The organism is Bifidobacterium tibiigranuli (genome assembly GCF_009371885.1).
Lineage (GTDB): Bacteria > Actinomycetota > Actinomycetes > Actinomycetales > Bifidobacteriaceae > Bifidobacterium > Bifidobacterium tibiigranuli.
Genome location: NZ_QLZA01000002.1, coordinates 264,075 through 284,276, shown reverse-complemented (window position 1 = coordinate 284,276; position 20,202 = coordinate 264,075). Strand labels below are relative to the sequence as shown.

15 protein-coding genes are annotated in these 20,202 nt (G+C 59.9%); 4 read left to right on the top strand and 11 right to left on the bottom strand.

Translation table 11 applies throughout. From position 1 onward, the window contains the following. Nucleotides 1-43: 43 nt before the first annotated feature. The 5 genes from DDF78_RS02720 to DDF78_RS02700 all read right to left on the bottom strand — a co-directional run bounded on the left by DDF78_RS02720 (nucleotide 44) and on the right by DDF78_RS02700 (nucleotide 6,078). Entirely contained in the window at nucleotides 44-1,384 is a 1,341-nt protein-coding gene (locus DDF78_RS02720) for an ABC transporter substrate-binding protein (protein WP_152580103.1), read from the bottom strand. Between the two features lie 230 nt (nucleotides 1,385-1,614). Continuing rightward, nucleotides 1,615-2,451 carry a carbohydrate ABC transporter permease gene (locus tag DDF78_RS02715; protein WP_152580102.1) on the bottom strand — a complete coding sequence of 279 codons (837 nt, stop codon included), beginning with the start codon at nucleotides 2,449-2,451 and terminating at the stop codon, nucleotides 1,615-1,617. Beyond that, a complete protein-coding gene (locus DDF78_RS02710) occupies nucleotides 2,448-3,302 on the bottom strand; it encodes a carbohydrate ABC transporter permease (protein ID WP_152580101.1) in 855 nt (284 codons plus the stop codon). The genes DDF78_RS02715 and DDF78_RS02710 overlap by 4 nt, the downstream gene beginning before the upstream one ends. A gap of 477 nt (nucleotides 3,303-3,779) precedes the next feature. Beyond that, nucleotides 3,780-5,111, bottom strand: a complete 1,332-nt coding sequence (locus DDF78_RS02705) for an ABC transporter substrate-binding protein (RefSeq protein WP_152580100.1) — start codon at nucleotides 5,109-5,111, stop codon at nucleotides 3,780-3,782. Nucleotides 5,112-5,382: 271 nt separating this feature from the next. Next, a complete protein-coding gene (locus tag DDF78_RS02700; RefSeq protein ID WP_152580099.1) occupies nucleotides 5,383-6,078 on the bottom strand; it encodes a histidine phosphatase family protein in 696 nt (231 codons plus the stop codon). Between the two features lie 214 nt (nucleotides 6,079-6,292). Between DDF78_RS02700 and DDF78_RS02695 the strand changes: the two genes are divergently transcribed. Together DDF78_RS02695 and DDF78_RS02690 are read left to right on the top strand one after the other, a co-directional pair. Beyond that, nucleotides 6,293-6,679: a DUF4235 domain-containing protein gene (locus tag DDF78_RS02695; protein WP_152580098.1), complete on the top strand. Its 387-nt coding sequence runs from the start codon at nucleotides 6,293-6,295 to the stop codon at nucleotides 6,677-6,679. A gap of 115 nt (nucleotides 6,680-6,794) precedes the next feature. Next, the gene (locus DDF78_RS02690) at nucleotides 6,795-7,643 is read left to right on the top strand and encodes a nitroreductase family protein (RefSeq protein WP_152580097.1); all 849 of its coding nucleotides are present in this window, start codon (nucleotides 6,795-6,797) and stop codon (nucleotides 7,641-7,643) included. A 130-nt stretch (nucleotides 7,644-7,773) separates the two neighbouring features. Here DDF78_RS02690 and DDF78_RS02685 read toward each other — a convergent pair whose 3' ends face one another. The 4 genes from DDF78_RS02685 to mscL all read right to left on the bottom strand — a co-directional run bounded on the left by DDF78_RS02685 (nucleotide 7,774) and on the right by mscL (nucleotide 14,300). Beyond that, nucleotides 7,774-9,231, bottom strand: coding sequence for a SpaH/EbpB family LPXTG-anchored major pilin (locus DDF78_RS02685; protein ID WP_152580096.1), 1,458 nt, complete (start codon nucleotides 9,229-9,231; stop codon nucleotides 7,774-7,776). 132 nt (nucleotides 9,232-9,363) lie between these two features. Continuing rightward, complete coding sequence (locus DDF78_RS02680; RefSeq protein ID WP_152580095.1) at nucleotides 9,364-12,126, bottom strand: prealbumin-like fold domain-containing protein; 2,763 nt, start codon at nucleotides 12,124-12,126, stop codon at nucleotides 9,364-9,366. Between the two features lie 260 nt (nucleotides 12,127-12,386). Continuing rightward, complete coding sequence (locus DDF78_RS02675; protein WP_152580094.1) at nucleotides 12,387-13,400, bottom strand: helix-turn-helix domain-containing protein; 1,014 nt, start codon at nucleotides 13,398-13,400, stop codon at nucleotides 12,387-12,389. Nucleotides 13,401-13,874: 474 nt separating this feature from the next. After that, the gene (gene mscL / locus DDF78_RS02670) at nucleotides 13,875-14,300 is read right to left on the bottom strand and encodes a large conductance mechanosensitive channel protein MscL (RefSeq protein ID WP_152580093.1); all 426 of its coding nucleotides are present in this window, start codon (nucleotides 14,298-14,300) and stop codon (nucleotides 13,875-13,877) included. A 443-nt stretch (nucleotides 14,301-14,743) separates the two neighbouring features. Here mscL and DDF78_RS02665 point away from each other — a divergent pair, with 443 nt between their 5' ends. Further along, a complete protein-coding gene (locus DDF78_RS02665) occupies nucleotides 14,744-15,463 on the top strand; it encodes a LytR/AlgR family response regulator transcription factor (RefSeq protein WP_152580092.1) in 720 nt (239 codons plus the stop codon). Beyond that, entirely contained in the window at nucleotides 15,460-16,794 is a 1,335-nt protein-coding gene (locus tag DDF78_RS02660) for a GHKL domain-containing protein (RefSeq protein WP_152580091.1), read from the top strand. The genes DDF78_RS02665 and DDF78_RS02660 overlap by 4 nt, the downstream gene beginning before the upstream one ends. 181 nt (nucleotides 16,795-16,975) lie before the next feature. Here DDF78_RS02660 and DDF78_RS02655 read toward each other — a convergent pair whose 3' ends face one another. Further along, the gene (locus DDF78_RS02655; RefSeq protein WP_152580090.1) at nucleotides 16,976-17,602 is read right to left on the bottom strand and encodes a GtrA family protein; all 627 of its coding nucleotides are present in this window, start codon (nucleotides 17,600-17,602) and stop codon (nucleotides 16,976-16,978) included. After that, nucleotides 17,599-20,097 carry a glycoside hydrolase family 3 C-terminal domain-containing protein gene (locus tag DDF78_RS02650; RefSeq protein ID WP_152580089.1) on the bottom strand — a complete coding sequence of 833 codons (2,499 nt, stop codon included), beginning with the start codon at nucleotides 20,095-20,097 and terminating at the stop codon, nucleotides 17,599-17,601. The genes DDF78_RS02655 and DDF78_RS02650 overlap by 4 nt, the downstream gene beginning before the upstream one ends. Between the last annotated feature and the right edge of the window lie 105 nt (nucleotides 20,098-20,202).

Here is a 20,202-nt window from a genome sequence, read left to right as displayed (position 1 = left end):
TGGCATTCCCGCACCCCACAACGGCTTGGGAATGCGAGTCACATTAGCTGTTGCTCTTCGAGGATGCGACTTCCTTGGCCCAGCCGTCCACGAAGGAACTCTGGACGCCGTCCCACTTGCCAGTGCCCTGCGCGTACTCAAGAATCGAGTTGGACAGGTTGTCCTTCCACTGCTGGCTCGGATCGTAGAGGAAGGCCCACGGCAGGTTCTTCTTGCCTGCGGCGGTGTACTGGTCGGCAGCCTTCATGATCGGGTTGTCGGTGACGTACTTGCCGGTGAAGGTCTTGAATGGCGTGGTGAAGCCCATCGTGTGCGACCAGGCTTCGCGCCCTTCATCCGAGGTGATAAGCCACTTGAGGAAGTCCTTAGTGGCCTTCTGCGCCTCCGGGGATGCCTTCTTGTTGATGCACCAGTAAGTCTCGGAGCCCGTAGACATGCCATAGTTCTCCTCTCCGGGAACGCCGGAGTAAATCGGCAGCACGCCAATCTGATCAGCGTTCAAGCCGCCATCCACGAGGTCAGGCCATGCCCACGAGCCGTTCTGGAAGAAGACCGCGTCGCCGGTGGTGATGTCTGCCAAAGCGTCATCCATCGTCTTGCTGCTCAGCGCACTGGTCGGCGTAGTGGAATCCTTGAGGTACAGGTCGATGATGTTCTTGAACTCAGGCAGATATGTTCCCTTGATCGTTGCAGGCTGCTGGGTGATGTTATCCTGCGCGAACTCATAGGCCAGCGGCACACTGGCGAGGTGAGTGTTGTAGCGCCAGCTCGTGGACGGGTCGAAGCCCATCGAAGTGAACGCGCCCTTGACTCCGAGCTCGTCCTTGTGCTTCTGAATCTCGTCGGAGACCGTCTTCAGCGTCTCGAAGTCCCTGATGCCTTTGACGTTCTTGATGCTTGCACCGGGCATCTCGAAGTACTTCTTGAGTAGGTCCTTGCGGTAGATGATGCCGAAGGTCTCTTGGACGACCGGCACGGCCAGAATCTGGCTGCCATCATCCGACTTGAGCGCCATCGACTGATCCTTGAGCTGCTTGTACACCTCGGTGTCGCTCATGTCCGCAGCATACTCGTGCCAGTCTTTGAGACCGACCGGTCCAAGCACCTGGAACAGCGTCGGCGGCTGGTTCTTCGCCAGCTCGGACTTCAGCGACTGCTGGTAAGTCTGCGAAGCCGCGGTCTGCACCGTGAAGGGAACGCCGGTCTGCTTGGAATACGATGCGGCGAGGTCCTTCATGCTATTCGCAATCTCAGGCTTGTTATTCAGATAGTAGATGCCGCCCGCCTGCGCGGTATCGCTCGACGAGCTACCGCCGCACGCTGCCATCCCTGCCAGCATCGCTACGCTGAGGGAAGCCGCCAGCGCCTTGGTTATTCGTTTCATGCCATACTCCTTTGTGTGTCATTGTTGTTATTTTGTAACACTCAGCGTCTGTGCCGCTCAGTGTCACTGTCACGTATTGAGTTATAGGTCTGGCAGTTTTCACGACTGCCGTGTGCTGCCGCACGAGTCCTTTGCATCTGACATGCCCAGCCAGCACTCCTGAACCATACGACAATGTCGGTTCCTAGACTGTCAGCGGGCACGCCACCTGCGACTTCGCGACGAGCGACCTAGCCCTTGACCGCCCCGGCCATGACGCCGGAGATGATGTACTTCTGGCAGATCAGGTAGAAGATGATGATTGGCACAATCGCCAGCACCAGGCAGCCCATCATCGCGCCCATATCAACCGAGCCGTAGCCGCCCTTGAGGTACTGGATGGCGATTGACATCGTCTTGTACTTGCGCATATCCAAGGTCAGGTACGGCAGAAGGAAGTCGTTCCAGATCCACATCGTCTCAAGAATCGCGACGGAGACGATCGCCGGCTTCATGATTGGCAGCACAATGCGGAAGAAGATGCGCGGCACGCTTGCACCGTCAATCATCGCGGATTCCTCAAGCTCCTGCGGAATGCCTTTGATCACGCCGGTGAAGATGAATACCGCCAAGCCCGCGCCAAAGCCGAGATATACGAACCATAGGCCCCACGGGGTGTTGAGGCTGAGCATGTCGGCAAGTTTGGAAAGCGTGAACATGACCATCTGGAACGGCACGATCATATTGAACAGGAAGAGCACGTAAAGCGTTCTCGCCACCCAATTGTCGACGCGCACAATCCACCAGGCGCACATCGAGGTGCACAGCAGAATCAGGGCGACTGCGCCGACGGTGACGACCACGGTCCAGCCGAAGCTGGCTATGAGATTCGTGCGCTCGATGCCGCGCGTGTAGTTCTCGAACCCGACGAACTGCTTGCCTGTCGGTATCGAGAAAGCGTTGCGCGAGATGTATGCCTTCGCCTTGAACGAGTTGATGACCACCAGCACAATCGGGAATATCCACGCCAGAGACACGACCGTAAAGAACACTCCCCACAGGCCCGGGTGCTTGATTTTGTCACTCATGCTGTCACCTCCCTGCTTGTGGACAGACGGTTCTGGACGATGGCAATCACGGCCACAATCAGGAAGAATATGACTGCCTTCGCCTGACCCACGCCTTCAAAGCCTGCGCGCCCGTAGAAGGTGCGGTAGATGTTCAGGGCCAGCAGCTCGGAGGTGTTCGACGGAGCACCGTTGGTTAGCGCCAGGTTCTGATCGAACATCTTGAAGCCGTTGGTCATGGTCAGGAAGGTGCACACGGTGATCGAGGGCATCATGAGCGGAATCGTGATGCGGAACATGGTCTGACGCGAACTTGCGCCGTCCACCGCAGCAGCCTCGATGACGTCGCCGGGCAGCGCTTGCAGCCCTGCGATGTAGATGATCATCATGTAGCCGATTTGCTGCCAGCAATAGAGCATGACCATGCCCCAGAAGCCGTAAGTGCCCGAATAGGTAATCGAGCGGCTCCAGTGCGCCAGCACGCCGTTGAGCAGCAGCAGCCAGATATAGCCCAGGATGATGCCGCCGATCAGATTCGGCATGAAGAACACGGAGCGGAAGATATTCGCTCCCTTGACGGCCTTCGTCAGCATATAGGCGATGGCGAATGCGACGATGTTCACCACAACCACCGTTACCAAGGTGAAGGCCACCGTATACACCAGCGAGCGCCAGAACTCTCTGTCGGCGATTGCCGCCGTATAGTTTTGCAACCCTACGAACTTCGCGTCCGTCACTGTGCTGAACCTGCAGAAGCTCAGATATATACCCATGACGAACGGTGCGATGAAACCAATCAGGAAGGACGCGAACGTAGGCAGGGCGAATAATGCCCACCACTTACGTATCGTTTTGCCAGCCATAGTAATCACGACAGAACCTCCTCTCTTCTTTGAGATAGGCTGCACAGCCATGTGCGACGCCTATTGTCGTGTTGTATTGACTCATTGTTGATTTGTATGCGTCAGTTCCGGAACATCACTGTTCTTTGATTGACTGAAATGACACTATCATCTTTGCCTTCCAGAGTCAAAACGTTGTCATTTCAAGTCGTTTCTTTCTGCATTTCTTTTCAGCAGTTAGTAAGAATCGTTGATATTGCTGGATTTTCACTCTACATAAAGTAATGAAAACGTTTGTCGTATAGGACGCTATTTCGTGTCATTGCTTCATAGACTCGTTGCTTCAGAGCACACCTTAGCTCCTTGCATCCAATCCATACTGCTTTCCCATATTACTGCCCCTAGCGCAAAGGCGGTGAGCAATACAACAGGCAGGCCGGCCTCCGCGCAGCGACATCAATCGCAGCGGTCGAAGGCCGGCCCAACGCATAGCTGACAGATAGCGCATCAGCCCGCGTGCGCGGCCTGGTATTCCTTGGCCCAGCCGTCGACGTATGCAGACTTGACCGCATCCCACGAGCCGGTTCCCTGCGCGTATTCAAGCATCGCATTGCCCAAAGCGTTCTTCCACTGCTCGGACGGCATCAGCGTGAAGTTCCAGCCGACCGGGGTCTTGCCGGACTTCTGGTCGTCAACGGCAGCCTGAACCAACGGGTTGTCCGCCTTGATGTCCGCGAAGGTCTTGAATGGCGTCGTGAAGCCCATATCCTTGCTCAGCGCGTTCTTGCCCGCGTCCGACGTGATGACCCACTTGAGGAAGTCCTTGGTGGCCTGCTGGTCCTCCTTGGAGGCCTTGGCGTTGACACACCAGTAGTTCTCGGACCCTGTGGCCAAGCCCTGGTCCTTCTCGCCCGGAGCGCCGATGTAAATCGGCAGCATGCTCACCTGACTGGCATCCATGCCGGCCTTCTGCAAATCGCTCCAGGCCCATGTGCCGTTCTGGTAGAAGGCCGCCTCCCCGAGGGCGAATTCGGAGTTCGCATCATCGCCGGTCTTCGAGCTCAACTGGGTCGGCTCGGTCGTGGAATCCTTGAGGTAGAGATCGAAGATGTCCTTGAACTGGGGCATGTACGTGCCCTTGATGGTCGCGGGCTGCGTGGTGATATTGTCCTTCTTCAGCTCGTAGTAGAGCGGGATGTTCGCCAGATGGGTCTTGAAGCGCCAATCCGAGCTGGAATCGAATCCAGCCGAGGTGAAGGCGCCCTTGATGCCAAGGTCGCCCTTGCGTGCCTGCATGTCGTCAGTCACTGCCTTGAGCTTTGCGAAGGAGTCGATGTCCTTGACCGACTTCGCCTTGGCCCCAGGCATCGCGAAGTACTTCTTGAGGATGTCCTTGTTGTAGATCAGGCCATAGGTCTCCATCGCGTAAGGTATGCCGACGACCTTGCCGCCGTCCTTGAGCGCCACATCCGGATTCTGCAGCTGCTTGTACAACTCGGTGTCCTTGAGATCGGCCGTGTACGACTTCCAGTTCGCATAGCCGACTGGCCCGTTGACCTGGAAAAGCGTCGGGGCCTCGCTTTTGGCCATCTCGCTCTTCAACTGCTGCTCGTAAGTGCCGGAGGCCGCCGTTTGCACGGTCATCGGCACGCCAGTTTCCTTGGTGTACGTCGCCGCGAGATCTTTCCACTGATCAGCCGCCTCCGGCTTGAAGTTGAGGAAGTACACCTTGCCTTTGCCGCTGTCGGACGCACCTGACCCGCCGCATCCGGCGAGCGCCCCTAACGACATGGCGGTAACGGCGACAATCGCCATCGCTGACTTCATTATGCGATTCATCTTCGAATCCTTTCATTTCCTATACTCGGCGCATCAGAGCGCTACATCGCGTTATGACCGCCAGAACACAGCCTTGTGTTCAGTTTCGTTATACCGTATTTCCCCTTGCCCTGCAAACGCTGGCCTAGGAGCAGAACTGCCGAGATGCCAGCGGCGAAATCTGTTGGCATCAGCCGAAAATTGCCAGCCGCCGAAGGCGAATCGCACACGATATATTGGGCCAATCACCTCAGCCTGTGGGGCAACTCACACTCGCTGAGGTAAAGGCTCATTACAGATTCCAGTGCTCGATCACCGGGTCGCCCTTGTACACGCCCAACGCCGAATAGTGCGCGGTGTCGAGGCGCAGCAGCCTGGCGAGATGCGGGTCGACGCCGAGCCACTGGGTCGTCAAGATGCGCAGGATATGCGCGTGGGCGACGAGCAGCACGTCCTGACCGGCCAGGATGATCGGCAGCATCTTCTGCGCGACCTCGGCGGCGCGGGCCGCGACCTGCGCGATGGTCTCGCCCGGCCCGTTATGCACGTTCACCTGCTGGCCGGATGGCAGGGTTTCGATGTGGTCCCCTTCTAGCTCGGCCCCCAGCGCTTCAGTGCCGTCGCGCCACAAATCCCAGCTGCGGCCCAAGGCGTCACCGAGCTGGGCGCGCGTGCGGCCCTCGGCGCGGCCGTAATCCCATTCGGCGATGCCGGGGCACACGCGCGCATCGCCGAATCCGGCATCGTGCGCGGTCTGCCTGGCCCGGCGCAAGGGGCTGGAAAATACTTGCGAGCCGAAGCCCTCCGGGTATGCCTGCCGAATTCGTGCGCCGGCTTCGACGGCCTGCTGCTCGCCGGCATCGGTCAGCGGGAGATCGGTGCGCCCTGTATGTTGCCCGGACACGCTCCACACGGTCTCGCCATGGCGCAGCAGCACCAGGTGACCGGTCTGAGAGGCGCCGTTGCCTGAAATGTGAAAATCGTTCATAGCCCTACTGTAGTACGTGTTGTACTGGCCACATATCTGATGGTCGCATATCTGGGCCGCGCGTCGTCCCTATACCAGCCGCGCGTCGGTCTCGCGCTCGATCTGCGCAACTGCACACCGGAGCCAGGGCATAGCTCTGCAATCCGGCTTGCTCTACACTCATCGCAGCGCGTACCTTGTTTTTGTCGAACGCTAGGTGAATTACTATAGGACTATGAGCGACACAAGCAAGGACTCCGAAGTGCGTCTGGGGAAATCGGCCAATAGCATCGTCGATGGCCTGGGCGCCGTCGACAGCAAGGTGGATGCGATGACACGCGCGCTAAAGAACGACCCCGATACCCTCGGCGACAAGATCTTCAAGGCCGCCGTGCCTGCGCTGACCGGGCTGGTTGCCGGCAAGATATTTCAGACCTTGTGGAATAAGGGAGCCGCGCGCCGGCATTCCGGCAGTTCCGAGGACGATGCCCAGCAAGGGCTGCTGATGACCCTGTTGTTCGCCGGACTGTCAGCGGCGTTCGGCGCGATTCTCTCCCAGCTATCGGTTACGGGCTCTCGAGCCTTCGTCTCGCATCGGCAGGTCAAGCGCCAGAACAAGTAGGGCGGGTAAAGCGGCCGACGCTGGCGAGTCGATTATTCGGCCAAGCCAGCCCCCCGCTCTTTCCTCACAGCTAAACCCTCGCCCGAATGGGACGACCGCTTGCGAGAATAACGGTATGTCTGATACTTCCAATACTTCCGCCGAGACCGCCGCTGCCGCCGAGACCGTTGCCGCCGACAGCCTGGCCACCGGCACCGTCACCAATCCCGTTATCGAAACGCTGCTGCAGCGACGTTCCATTCGCAAGTTCAAGCCGAACCCGATAGCCGAAGAGATCATCGCGACGCTGGAAACCGTGGCGCAGCATGCCGCTTCCAGCGAATACCTCAACGACTGGTCCGCCATCCGCATCACCGACGAATCGCTGCGCCAGCGCATGGCGCAGATCGGCAACCAGCACTACATCGGCGAGGCGCCGCTGCTCTATGTGTTTGTCCTCGACGAGCATCGCAACGCGGCCATCGCCGCACGCAGTGGCGTCGACGCGCACAGCGACGCATTCACACTGAATACGAGCTATCGCTTCTCCCAAGCACAGAACGATGCCGTGCTCGCACTGCACGCGATGGAGACGGCGGCGAATTCGCTGGGACTCGGCTGCGTGTACCTCGGCTCGCTGCTCAATAATGCGCAGGCCATCATCGACGCGCTGCAGCTGCCCGAATACACCTACCCGGTTCTGGGACTGGCAATCGGCGAGCCCGATCAGACCCCGGCACCCAAGCCGCGCATGCCCCGTTCGATGCAGTTCTTCGAGAACGCTTACCCCGATGATGACGACAGCGTGCTCGGACCGCTGCCCGATTACGACGCGATCGTGCACCAGTACTACGACCTGCGCCACACCGAACGCCCTGTGGACGCCTTCAGCACCCAGACGACCGCCAAGGCGACCGATCCCGCCAATCTGACGAAATCAGTCGGCCCTGTCGCGCAAGGCCAGGGCTTCACGCTCGAACGCTGACGGACAGGCGACAGGCACACCTATGGCACATGGCACCGATGCACCTTCGGCACGGTGACGCAGTAAAGAGGGTGGGAAGGCATCTGCTCTTCCCACCCTCTTTACTGCGTCACCTCAGTGACTGGTCTGATTAGCGAGCCGAACGCTTACGCGCCAGCACGTAGGCTCCCGCACCGACCAGAACCAGCGTCAGACCGCCCAGAGTCATCGCAACCGTGCCAGAGGCACCGGTGAGCGGCAGATTCGGGTGGCCCTGCTGCACGTTTTCAACTCCGTAAGGCTGAGTGGCCGTGGCACCCGCTTTCACGGTTACCTTGCGCACCGTAGCGTCAAGCACATAGCCGGCCGGAGCCTTGGTTTCCTTGATCCAATAGTCCTGGGAGACATCATCGTTGTTGCCAACAAACAGGGCGATTGACCCTTTGCCGTCCGCTCCGGTCACGAAGGTGCCGACAATCTTGGTCACAGCTTCATCCGAATAGACAGTGAACTCAGCGCCGGCGAGCGTCTTGGCAGGGTCGCCCTTGGCGTATTTCAGCACCTCAAGCGGACCCCAGTTCGTGGTCGGCTTGGTGGTTGGCTTGCCCTTGCCGTCATTGGTGAATACGAGCGCCTCGTTGGGAATCACGCCGTTGCCTAGGGATGTAACCGTGGTGTTCAGCGTGACCGTGACGAGATCGCCTGCCTTGAGCTTCTTGACGCCAACCCCCGGCTGACCGGTGACAAAGGTAATCGTGACGGTATTGGTCGCATTGTCAACCGCCACAGTGTAATCCGTGTCCTTGGTGAAGCCCTCGATCGACAGGTCCTTGAATGTCAGGCGCGGATCGAGCTTGTCCGAAATCACAAAGGACGTGATCGTACCCGGCTTGCTCGGCTGCACCGGCGCCTTGATGGTCCACGGAACCGTGGAGCCAATCGTCACTCTCCCATCGGTCGGATCCTTGACTTCCTTCGTCGGCACATTGGTGTCCACTACGTTCTTCGGGTAGGCGTGCACCTTGTAGAGCCACTTGCCATTGCCCTGCGGCAGCGGAAGCGTCACCAGGAACGGTGCGGCCTCGGTCTTGATGACGTTGTCGCCGTAACCGGTCTCCGTGACCAGATACAGACCATGCGGCAGCACCGGCACCGTGCCGTCAGCCAGCTTGCCGACGCCGCTCTCATCGGTTGTCACCACCGTTGCAGGGGAACCGAGCTTATACACGCTTCCCGCCGCGGTGACATCCGTCGCCTTGATGCCATCGATAAGATCCCAGCCACCGGGAGTGTCCAGATCAATCGCAGCAGCACCCTTGCTAGCAACCGGCGTGATGGTGAACTCCACACCCTTGAGCGGGTTGCCCAACGCTGAGACATCATTCAGTTCGCTGCCGTCGCCAGGCTTTTGCGACGGGTTGCCGTCATATTTATGGATTGTCAGCGACGTCTTTTCGGCGGGCACGATGTTGCCTACGCCTGTGACCGGGATGTCATCCGTCGCGTTCGCCGTCATCGAAGCGCCAGCCAAGCCCATGATTCCCACGGCCAAGGCACCGGCAACAGCTGCCAAACGGCGAGCCAACGAAGCTTTTCCTGCCTGTGTCATCGGAGTTTCCTTTCTTCCGGCACCAGATGATTGAATCCGGTGCCAACATGTGCGTTCCAGCGTCGTCACCGGAAGCCTGCCATTATTTACTTGTATGCGCGGCGCACAGATCACCAATGCCGCAGGAAGCGATCATCGCGATGATCGACCGTTGGGCGGATTGAACGAATTAGGTAGAAGCCTGCGTCTGAAAACGAAGCCTGCTCCGATCGCCGATGCCACCAGTACACCGCCTATGGCGATGAACGCATCGGTGCTCATGCCGCCGGTCAAGGGCAACGTGGGAGGCGTTCTTTGCTTATTGACGAACGCTGCAGCAAACGCGTAGTCCAGTTTGCTTGCCGAGATCGAGTACTGGTGCTCGTCATCCGAACGCTCATACCCAGCAGGGGCTTTGGATTCCTTGAGCACATATCCGTTCGCCCAGTTCTGATTCTTCAATTGGAAGTAGCCGGGGCGCGGATCCTGATCGTCGTAGGCACCGCTGCCGCAGTTCCCTGTAGTGACACAGTCATTGATCACTGTGCCGGCGGGTACACCAGGACCGGTCAAAGTCCACTGCGAACCGGAAAGATGGGTGCCGGAATCGCCATCATCGGTCTTCTCCCATGTCACTGAGCCGGGCTTGCCACTGTTGGTGACCGTGCAGACGATGTTCTGCGCGTCAGGAACCGTGACCTTGCCTTTCCCGTCCGTCACCACCACATCCACCGGATTGCTCCCGCTCTTGCATGCGATGCCATCCTGCTGGTATCCGGGAAGCAGCGTCTCGCCGATCTCGTAGCTGCCGGGCTGCACATTCTGGCTTACGCCCGATGCAAAAGGCTTCGCGCTGCCGCCTTGCTGCGTCGCAGTGAGCTTGAAGTCATCAGGTTTCGCCGGTTCGGCGTACTTGTTGGCGACCTTCTTGATGACTGTCAGCGTGGTGATAGTTTTGTTGACATACGTGCATTGAACGTTGTCGCCCGGCTTGACGCCGCCGAGTGCCTTCGCGTCCGTGCCTGTCAGCGCAGTCGTGGAGGTCGTGCCGTCAAGATGGGTGACCACGCAACTGCCGGAATCGAACTGATACCCCGTCTGCTGGGTTTCCGAGACGGAAACCGTGGCTCGATCATTCACCGTGCCGAAGCGCAGCTTCCAAGCGGCATCGCCGTTCGCATTGGTCGTCTGAGTCGTGGCAGTGGGATTTACCGTGGCCGTACCGGCAGTTGCTTGGGTTTGTGCGCCCACGGACCAGCCTTGGCGAGGTGCAGTTGCGCCGGTGCCATCCTTGACATCCTTGTGGATTGCCACATTGGCGGTGAGCGGGGCGTTATAGAACTGGCATTCCACAGCTTGGCCGCGCGCGGGGATGGTGATGGAGCCGGAAATTCCATTGCCTTGGGTCGTCTGCACACCATCGACCAAGCAGCGGTAGCTCGACGCATAGTAGCTCATGTTGGTCGTGCCGGCAGCGGATTCCGCGAATGTCAGCGGTACGCCGCGAACCGTTGGAAGCGGGCCGATGCGGTCGGGCTGCACGCCAGCGGCATTGCCTGTGGTAGTCGCATTGGCGATTTGCGTGCCGCCTTGATTGAGCGTGAGCTTGAACTGATCGCCCTGCTGCGCACGTCCGCCTTGAACCACTTTTTCAATCGCAATGGTCGGTGGAGATCCGCAGGAAGCGAGGTCAGTGCTGTGGCCCAGGCTGCTCGTCACCGTCTTCCTCCCAGTCCAGCCCGGCATATCATAGGATTGAAGAGTGTCATGCCCAGCGAGATAGCCCTTGCCGGTGGAGTCGAAGGCAATGCCGTTGACATCATCGGTCGTGTTGCTTACAGAGTTGGAAGGCGACGCGGCAATCGTGCCGCCGTTGGCCGCCGCCAGATTTGCGGCGGTCACGGAATAGACGGTTGTAGTGTTGCCTGAGCCGCGCACGATGAAAAGATTGCCATTCGTGTCGAAGGCGATATCTCCGTTGGCGTTGCCGCTGCCAGGAGTCGCCACGCTTCCCTTGTAGACGATGCTGCCCGGATTGCCGGGAGCATATTCCCACAGTCGAAAGACGCGGCTGCTGTCGCTTGAAGCATAGCCCCCCAGGAAGTAATGGCCGTTGTCCAGATCCACGGCTCCGGCAATGAATGTGACTCCGTTTGAATTCGCTGCTGGAATGCGCGTTCCTGTCGAACCCCAGGTGCCAGTCGCAGTGTCGAAGCGGTAGATCATCGGGCGGTCATCGCTTCCATCGCCGCTGCGGTTGAAAGCGTATACAGGCGAGCCGCCAGTGCCGATGCCCAAGCCGTTGAAGTTTTTGCTACCGAACCCGCCCACGGGGCTGCCCAGAAGCGTCACGCCACCGTTGGGAGCCACCTGTATGATTTGCCCGATCTCAGAGCGGATTCCATAAATATACCCGGCTGCGCACTGAGGAATGCTCTGCGTTTTCTCCGCGAGGGGCTCCTTGGAGTTCAGCGTTTTGGCACCATCAGAAGCTGGTTGGCCTTGCTGGGCATCATTGCCCGTTTCGCTGCCTGTGTCCATTCCATTGCCCGATTCGGTTTGAGATGTGTCAGGCGCTGAAGTCTGCGTACCATCAGGCTGATCGACAGCCGAGGGCTGTTGCGCCGTCGCCGCCGAATCGCTCTGTTGCTGGTCAGTCGTGGGAGGAGACGATTTTCCATCATTGTGTGATGCATCGTTGCGTGATCCATCATTGCGCAATGCATCGTCTGCCTGAGGAACCGTGCTCTTAAGAATCGGGGGCGAAGCGTCCTCGGCAATGACCTGCTGACTGTCTATGCCGTCATCAATGCGACCGTTATCCGCCTGCGCGCTGCCCACGGTACCGAATAATGCAGCGAGGCATATCGCCGTCGCCGCCACAGCGGATATCATTCGCTTGCCACTGTTAGTCATCTACTCCTCCTCCCATAGGGAATTCACCGTCATTCACGACTGCCCATTATTGCCCGGCACCGTCATTGCCCAGCACCGTCGCCTAGGGAATGAATTCCTTTCCTGATCCCCATTAAAGAGGAGTCTGCGGCTCGCAAAGCCCGTATGCGCGAAGTGGCGGTTGAACTGCGCAAAGTGACATGACCGGTACACCCGAGTTCGTCATTGCATATATCCGCGTATGTATCCGGCACCTGCGCCATCCGGCGTCAACGCATTATTCAGCGCGCATCCATCGCCTTGTCTGCTGCCCTGAGCGCCCTCGACAATGAGGACAGCGAACCGAAACCGCACTGCTCGGCGATTTGCGACAACGTCAGGCTCGGATGGTCTCCGCGCAGCCGCAAAGCGGCCTCAGCCCTCGTCTGCTGCAGCATACGGGTGAAGCTTGTTCCCTCGTCGCGGAAGACCTGTTGCATCGTGCGCGAAGCTACGCCGCAGTACCGAGCGACATGGGCGAGGATTAAGCCGGGATCCGTCTGATGACGCAAAATGTACTCCATCGCCTGCGTGTACAGCGAGCTCTTGGCATGCGCCAATTGCCCGAACGTCGTCAGCAGCACGTTGCGCGCGGTGGCGTACATCGCCAAGCCGACGTCCTCGGCGGCAGCCGGATGCTGGCTGGAGATGACGCAGCTGCTGGCGACATACTCCATCAGCGGGCTGAGCACGCGCTGATCAAGGGCGGGAAGCGTCTGCGCGGCAGAGGCGCAGGCGGGAAAGCCCGGCAGAATATCCATGAACAGCCGCGGATTGAGGACGATTTGCACAATCTCGTTCACCGGCTGCATCATGCGGTACTCGATGGGTTCCGCGCCCGGAAGGATCAGCGTCATCCCAGGTTCGCGCACGAAGCGGGACTGCGGTGCCAGCACCTCGTAGCCGCCGCGCATGCACAGGAACAACATCGCCACGTTGTACGAAGGCTTGTTGCGTGACCAGACGACCTTCATCTCGGGTGCCATGGTATGAATAAACCGTGCCTCGCGCCGAGCGAGCATATGGAGCGTCATGCGCAGGCCATCGTTGATCTGCGGAACAGTGATGTTCGAAATATCCGCATCGCGTTCGTTCAGCACTCTGAAGCGCTCGAAATCTCCACTGCCGATTCCCCTGTACCTCACATAGCGCAAGGCATCGCCGCGTAGCGCTCCTGGCTGGGCGCGCGGCTGCAGCTTTACGGATTCGAAAACGACAGCATCGGATTCGTCCCGGGAATCCCCATAACCAGCCATTCCAACCCCCGACGCGTAAGCATCTTCGCAAACACAAGAACTCAGCCGGCGATCGCGGGACACGTGTGCGGCACCTCCACACAGTACCTTCTGCGCGGCGTGTCTGCACCAGTGCCTTTACACGATGCATGCGCACACCCTCTGTTATGAATGCGGTCAGCAAGCCTACATCCATTGTAATCTCGGCGCATCGGCATGGTTTCACCCGAGGCATACTGGAGAGTGCCACGCCGCAGCGGAATGCCACGCAGGAATGCCACGCGGGGAGGCAGCGGCGCAGACGGCACCGCGCGCAATAAGGCCGACACAACAAGTGATGGCGGCACAATACGAGAGATATATCAGTCAAACAACTCGCAGGGGCCCCGACGCCCACATACGTCGAGACCCCTGCCGTGACTCATCACGAATCACCAATAACGGATAGCCAATGCTCCGGGGCGCACCGGCCCCGGACGAACCGTCCTACTCGACTTACTTCAGAATGCTTCCCGCATTGTTGCCCTTGGCCAGCTCGTCGCGGATCTCCTGCAGCAGGGCCACAGTCTGCTCTTCGGGGCTGAGCGGCTCCTCTTCCTCGTCCTCCACGCCATGCCGGGCTGCGGACATATCGCGGAATTTGTTGATCGGCAGCACGATGCAGAAGTACACGGCTGCAGCGACGACCAGGAAGTTGATGAGCGCGCCAAGAACCGCGCCGAAGGACACCGTGGAGCCGTTGGCGGTGAACGCCAGCAATCCGCTCATATCCCCTTTGCCGAAGATCATCGCGATCAGCGGGTTGATGACCTTTTCGACGATTGCGGTGACCACGGAAGTCACGGCGGCGCCCATAACCACGCCGACTGCCATATCAACCATGTTGCCCCGGGCGATAAACTTCTTGAATCCGTCGAGCATTTCTTCTCCTTGTACATACATTGGATTGTTGTTTCACCCATCAGCGTAGCGCGAAGGGTGGCTACGGCGCTGTAACGCACCGCTTTGCCGGTGCAGCTGCGCCCTCGCAAGGCCGTCGACGCACTCCATGCGGCTCATCCGAACATCGCTGCCAAAGGCGAAATCGACATAGAACCGACCCGAAACCGAGGCAGAACATGCCGCGAAATCGACAGATTGCGGTCGCAGCCACGCTCGTGGGCGCAACGCCATGCCGTTTGCCCGCATCCGCGCTACCGTAGTACTGAATCGATGGTACGTCGATACGAGGCACGGTGTGGCACCGACACTGGCACTGAGGCACAATGCGGTACTGAGATACGCTGTGGTACTGATGTAAGGATGTCATACGACACTGCGGCCCCGAACGGCACGTAGATTGTCATAACCACTGCGGAGGCGAAATGCGCGATATTCGAGTCGGCGTGGCCGAAGACGACCCGGCCGCCTGCCAGACGATACTTGACTATCTCAACCGCTACCAGCATGAGGAAGGCGAGCGTTTCATCGTCTCGGCATTCGGTGACGGCTCCGAGCTCGTCAGCAGCTACACGCCGATCTACGACATCCTGCTGCTGGATATCGAAATGCCCGGCATGAATGGCTTGGACGCCGCGCGCGCCATCCGCCAGCAGGACAGCGATGTCGTGATCGTCTTCATCACCGCTGCGCCGCAGTACGCCATCAGCGGCTACGAGGTGCAGGCGCTGTCGTACCTGCTCAAACCCGTGCCGTGGTTCGCGTTCAGTCAGGAGCTCAAGCGCTCGATCGCCACGGTGCGCAGTCACGGAAGCGGCTCTATGCTGGTCGAGGCCGGGGCCGACCGGATCAGGCTGGAACTCGCCGACATCCTGTATTGCGAATCCATCCGCCACACCATCATCATCCATACTGCGAGCCGTAAAATCTCGATATCCGGAACGCTCACGCAGCTTGAGGAACGCCTGTCCGGTCAGCACTTCTTCCGCTCCAATTCCTGCTATCTGGTCAATCTGCGGCATGTGAGCGCGGTGGAGGGGCAGGATTGCGTCATGACCAACGGCGAGCGCCTGCGTGTAAGCCGACCGCGCAAGAAGGCGTTCCTGACGACACTGACGGAGTATCTGGGCGGCGGTCTGCGATGAACGACACGATTACGAACGCCCTGCCCGATATTCCGCGGCTCTACACCGCCGTCTGCGAGTGGCTGGCCTGCGTGGCGTACCTTTCGATCATCTACCGGCGCGCCTCGCCGCCGCGCACCGCACTCGTGCTTGCGCTGGGGCTCCCTGCGATGGTGGCCGTGCAGTATCTGGCGGGCATACTGCCGCGGCTGCTGTGGGTGTTTGGCATGCTGCTGGCCTTCGCCGGCATGTACCTGATCATCGTGCTCGGCGGGCGCACCGGCAAGCGCGAGGGGCTTTACATCAACGCGCGGGCCTTCGTGCTGGCCGAGCTGGTCGCTTCGCTGCACTGGCAACTGGCCACCTTCCTACATATCGATATGCATGACGAGGACCGTCCGTGGATCTCGATCGGCATGCTGCTGGCGGTGTACGCAGTGTGCTTCGGCTTGGCATGGGGACTGGAACGCGGCAATTTCAGCCGCAGCAAGCCCACAGTTCCCGCCGCCTCCTCGACAGTGGCGACCGTGGCCATCACCATCGTCACCTTTGCGATGAGCAACCTGAGCTTCGTTTCCACGAACACGCCGTTCTCGGGCAGCGTGGGGCAGGAGGTCTTCTATATCCGCACGCTGGTGGACCTGTGCGGTTTTGCGATTCTCTATGCCCAGCAGGTGCAGTCGCGTCGGCTGACGACCAATGCCGAGCTGGCGTCCATCGACGCGCGGCTGGAAAGCCAGCATCGGGAGTATCTCAAGTCAAAAGAGAATCTGGAATCGATGGGGCGTCTGACTCACGATCTCAAGCATCAGATCGCCGTGCTGCGCGCGGAGGCTTCGAGCAGCACCGACCCGAACAGCCTCAACGAGGGCTTCGCGCAGCTTGAAGCCTCGGTGCAGGAATACAGCGCGCAGCAGCATTCCGGCAATCCGGTGCTCGACGTGATTCTGACCTCGAAGTCGCGTACCTGCGCGCAGCGCGGCATCACCTTCACCGCAGTGGCCGACGGCAAATTGCTGGATTCCATGTCCTCGATGGACATCGCAACGCTGTTCGGCAACGCCATCGACAATGCGATCGAAGCCACGTCGCGACTCGATGACCTGCAGCAGCGGCTGATCAGGCTCGCGCTCTACGCGCAGAACCGCTTCACTGTGCTCCGCATCGAGAACTACTACGATTCCGCGCTGCGCAAGGATGCCGACGGCAACCTGCGCACGACCAAAGGCGAGCGCCGGGGACACGGATTCGGCGTGAAATCCATCCAGCACGTCGCGCGCCAGTACGGCGGCGAGGTGTCGATACAAGCCAAGGACCACTGGTTCATGCTCACGGTGCTGCTGCCGCAGTAATCGACTCACACTTTTTCAAGCGTGGTCAAAAAGTGTGAGTCAGTCGCACACAGAAAATGTTAACTTCCTGCCGTATAAATGGCAGAATTTCAACATTGCTTACGCTGTGGAACCAAACACGAATTGTGCGTTTGGCTCACACTTTTTCTGACACCGCCAAAAAGTGTGAACTGGGCCCGCCTTACTTCTTCGGCATAATCCAGAATTTGAGCAGCGGATAGCTCACAATCACCGCCAGCAGCGTGTTGACCACCGAGGCAACGGTCGCGGCGACGCCCGAATTCATGCCCCAGCCGATGCACAGCGAGGTCACGTAGCCCGGCAGCACCAGATTCACCACGACGATGAGCACCGCGAGCATGGCATATTTCCAAGCGGCATCGGCGAAGCTGGAATCGGATTTGAACACCCATTTCATCTGCACGATGAAGTTCACGATCTGCGCGAGCACCTCGGCAAGCAGGAAGGTCAGGAATCCGCCTAGGCCGTGCGAGCCCGCGGAGGTGTAGTTGAAGATGAGGAAGCTGAAGGGCGCGGTCAGTCCCATCGCGGAGACGAAGACGGCTGTGCCGACCCATGCCACCACGAAGCGCGTGATTGTCGAAATGTTCGAGAGCACATTGAACAGAATGAACTCCCAGATGTTCGGATGGGCGTCAATCCACGCGCGAATCGCACCGCCGCGCTTCGGGGTGGCACGCTTCGGGGTGTCGCTGGCCTGCGTTTCACTCGCCACGCTGCTGTTGCCGTCATCGGCGAGGCCTGCGGATGGTGCTTGCTCCGCTTCCTTGCCTGTCGTGTCCCTCATGATCTCAGCTCCTTCGCTAGGCGGTTGTTGGCGCGGCGGTTGCGGAAGAATCCCGCGATGAAGGCGCCGGCTCCTCGCAACGTGTGCCCGTTGGCTATACGCACGACGGCGTCGACCATCGCAGAGTCGACCATGCCTTGCGTCATCTTGCTCATCGCACGCGGCGGCATGTTGAGGATGAAGAGCACGTTGAGATCGGGCGCGCCTGTTTTCTCGCGAATCTTCGCCTCGCGTTTGATCAGCGTCCGCGCGATGGTGCGAGCCGCAAAGCCTTTGGAATCCTTCCATGAGGAGATCGGGTCATTGACGCCGAACACGCTTGGAGCGCTTGAAGGAATCACCTCATGTTCGAAGAGCGCAGCCACTTCGGTATCGGTGACATGCTTGACGTCGCCGGTCAGATAATGGCCGAGCGCGTGGTCGGCGGGCACTGTATCAGTTGGCACGGTTTGCTTGTCGTCGCCGGTCACGGTGAATGGGGCCGTGAGCGGCAGATCTTCGACATTCGTGCCGACCATCAGCGTCCACCGCCCGGATTGCGTGCGCCAGGCTCCGGCGGCAACATCGTAATGCCGGAAGGTGTAGCGATCGAAGGCGATGTGCACGACCTTGCTTTCGTGAGCGCCAAGGCGGATTTTTCTAAAGCCTTTGAGTTCACGCGCAGGCTGCAGCACGCCGCCTTCGGGCCCGGCAGGACCGGCAACGTAGAGCTGCGCGACGGTCGCACCGGGAATGTCGGAATCGTTGGTCACCACGAAGCTCACGCCGCGCCCGTCCAAGCCGCGCTCATTAACACTGTGCCCATCAACGCCGCGCCCGTCAAAACTCAAGCCGGAGTAAGTGAAATCGCTGTAGCTCAGTCCGTAGCCGAAGGGGAAGCGGACCGGGACGTGCGCGGTTTCGTAATAGCGATAGCCGACGAAGGGGCCTTCGCGATAGACCACGTCTCGGCCAGTCTCGGGGTACCACCCAGCGCTCGGGCAGTCGCTGTAGCGCAGCGGCCACGTCTCCGCCAGATGCCCGGACGGATTGACCGCGCCGGTGAGCACCCGCACGGCGGCCGAGGCCCCGGCCTGACCAGAAAGCCCGACATACAGCACCGCGTTGATGCCGTCGTCAAGCCACGGCAGCTCAACCGGCGAACCGGCGACGAGCACGGCGATAATCGGCTTGCCGGCGGTTTTCAACGCGGCGATAAGCTCGTTCTGCGCCTGCGGCATGGCCATAGTGGCGCGGTCCAAACCCTCTGATTCGCTGCGCTCATCAAGCCCGACGACCGCAATGACGGCATCCACATCGACCCGGCCGGCCAGCGCAACGGCATCGTTGACCAGCGCAGGATTGTGCGCCCCCTGCCGCTCGTAGCCTTGCCGGTAGCCCGCCACGGTGACACCTGCGCACGCCTTGAGCTCGTCGAGCAGATTCTCCTCGCGCGTGGCGTTGACCTTGGACGAGCCGGAACCCTGGAACCTCGGCGTGCAAGCCATGTCGCCGATAACAGCCAAACGGACTCCGGACTGCAGCGGCAGCACAGCGTCGTTCTTAAGCAGCACCAAGGAGTTCTCGGCGACGGTGCGGGCCACGTCGTGGTGCGCGGCTGCGATATCATCGCGCAGCAAATCGTCGCGCCCGACGCCTTCAAAACGGGTCAGCTGCGCGATTTTGGCGACCTCGGCCGCGCGTGCGTTGAGATCGGATTCAGGCAGCTCGCCGGCTTTCACGGCGGCAATCAGCTCGCGTACAGAAGTGTAGCCCGGCGATGGCATTTCCAGCGAACCACCCGCTTTCGCTGCGGCAACAGCCGAATTGGAGCCGCCCCAATCCGAGACCACCATGCCATCGAAGCCCCACTCATCGCGCAGAATATCCTGCAGCAAGTGTCTGTTCTCATGCGCATACACGCCGTTGATCTGGTTGTAGGAGGTCATGATGGCGTGCGGCGCAGCCTCGCGCACCGCGATTTCGAAGGCCGTCAGATACAGTTCGCGCATTGTACGCTCGTCAATCACCGAATTGGACGCCTGTCTGCGCAGCTCCTGGCTATTGACCGCGAAATGCTTCGGGCAGGCCGAGATGCCATTGCTCTGGATGCCCTTGATCAGCCCGGACGCCATGCGCCCAGCCACCTGCGGATCTTCGGAATAGTATTCGAAATTGCGGCCGCACAAGGGGTTGCGCTTGATGTTCATACCCGGTCCAAGCAGCACATTCACATCAAGATCGTGCGCCTCGCGCCCCAAGGCCCGGCCCATCTCTTCGGCCAGATCAGGGTCCCAAGAATTGGCCACGGTCCCGGCCGTAGGGAAGCAGGTCGCTGGCTTCGAAGCCCCAAGCCCGAGGTGATCGCCCTCGCCGAGCTGACGCCGCACCCCATGCGGCCCGTCGCTCATAACAAAACTCGGCGCCCCAGCCCTCTTATTGCCGCGCGAATCCCACTCCGAGCCGCCCGACAGCAGCGCCGCCCGCTCCTCAACCGAAAGCTCCTCGAGATTCATTGCTCCTCCTTCGCGTTCCTGTCTGCAATCGTCCAGCATCGCCGTCACTCCAGCAATCACAGCGAACCACTACCCCGTCACGTCGCTACATCGCAACACGCTACG

Bases quoted from the DNA above. Each gene is read 5' to 3' on its own strand.
- DDF78_RS02720 (WP_152580103.1), bottom strand. From the start codon at position 1,384: ATGAAACGAATAACCAAGGCGCTGGCGGCTTCCCTCAGCGTAGCGATG.
- DDF78_RS02715 (WP_152580102.1), bottom strand. From the start codon at position 2,451: ATGAGTGACAAAATCAAGCACCCGGGCCTGTGGGGAGTGTTCTTTACG.
- DDF78_RS02705 (WP_152580100.1), bottom strand. From the start codon at position 5,111: ATGAATCGCATAATGAAGTCAGCGATGGCGATTGTCGCCGTTACCGCC.
- DDF78_RS02700 (WP_152580099.1), bottom strand. From the start codon at position 6,078: ATGAACGATTTTCACATTTCAGGCAACGGCGCCTCTCAGACCGGTCAC.
- DDF78_RS02695 (WP_152580098.1), top strand. From the start codon at position 6,293: ATGAGCGACACAAGCAAGGACTCCGAAGTGCGTCTGGGGAAATCGGCC.
- DDF78_RS02690 (WP_152580097.1), top strand. From the start codon at position 6,795: ATGTCTGATACTTCCAATACTTCCGCCGAGACCGCCGCTGCCGCCGAG.
- DDF78_RS02685 (WP_152580096.1), bottom strand. From the start codon at position 9,231: ATGACACAGGCAGGAAAAGCTTCGTTGGCTCGCCGTTTGGCAGCTGTT.
- DDF78_RS02680 (WP_152580095.1), bottom strand. From the start codon at position 12,126: ATGACTAACAGTGGCAAGCGAATGATATCCGCTGTGGCGGCGACGGCG.
- DDF78_RS02675 (WP_152580094.1), bottom strand. From the start codon at position 13,400: ATGGCTGGTTATGGGGATTCCCGGGACGAATCCGATGCTGTCGTTTTC.
- mscL (WP_152580093.1), bottom strand. From the start codon at position 14,300: ATGCTCGACGGATTCAAGAAGTTTATCGCCCGGGGCAACATGGTTGAT.
- DDF78_RS02665 (WP_152580092.1), top strand. From the start codon at position 14,744: ATGCGCGATATTCGAGTCGGCGTGGCCGAAGACGACCCGGCCGCCTGC.
- DDF78_RS02660 (WP_152580091.1), top strand. From the start codon at position 15,460: ATGAACGACACGATTACGAACGCCCTGCCCGATATTCCGCGGCTCTAC.
- DDF78_RS02655 (WP_152580090.1), bottom strand. From the start codon at position 17,602: ATGAGGGACACGACAGGCAAGGAAGCGGAGCAAGCACCATCCGCAGGC.
- DDF78_RS02650 (WP_152580089.1), bottom strand. From the start codon at position 20,097: ATGAATCTCGAGGAGCTTTCGGTTGAGGAGCGGGCGGCGCTGCTGTCG.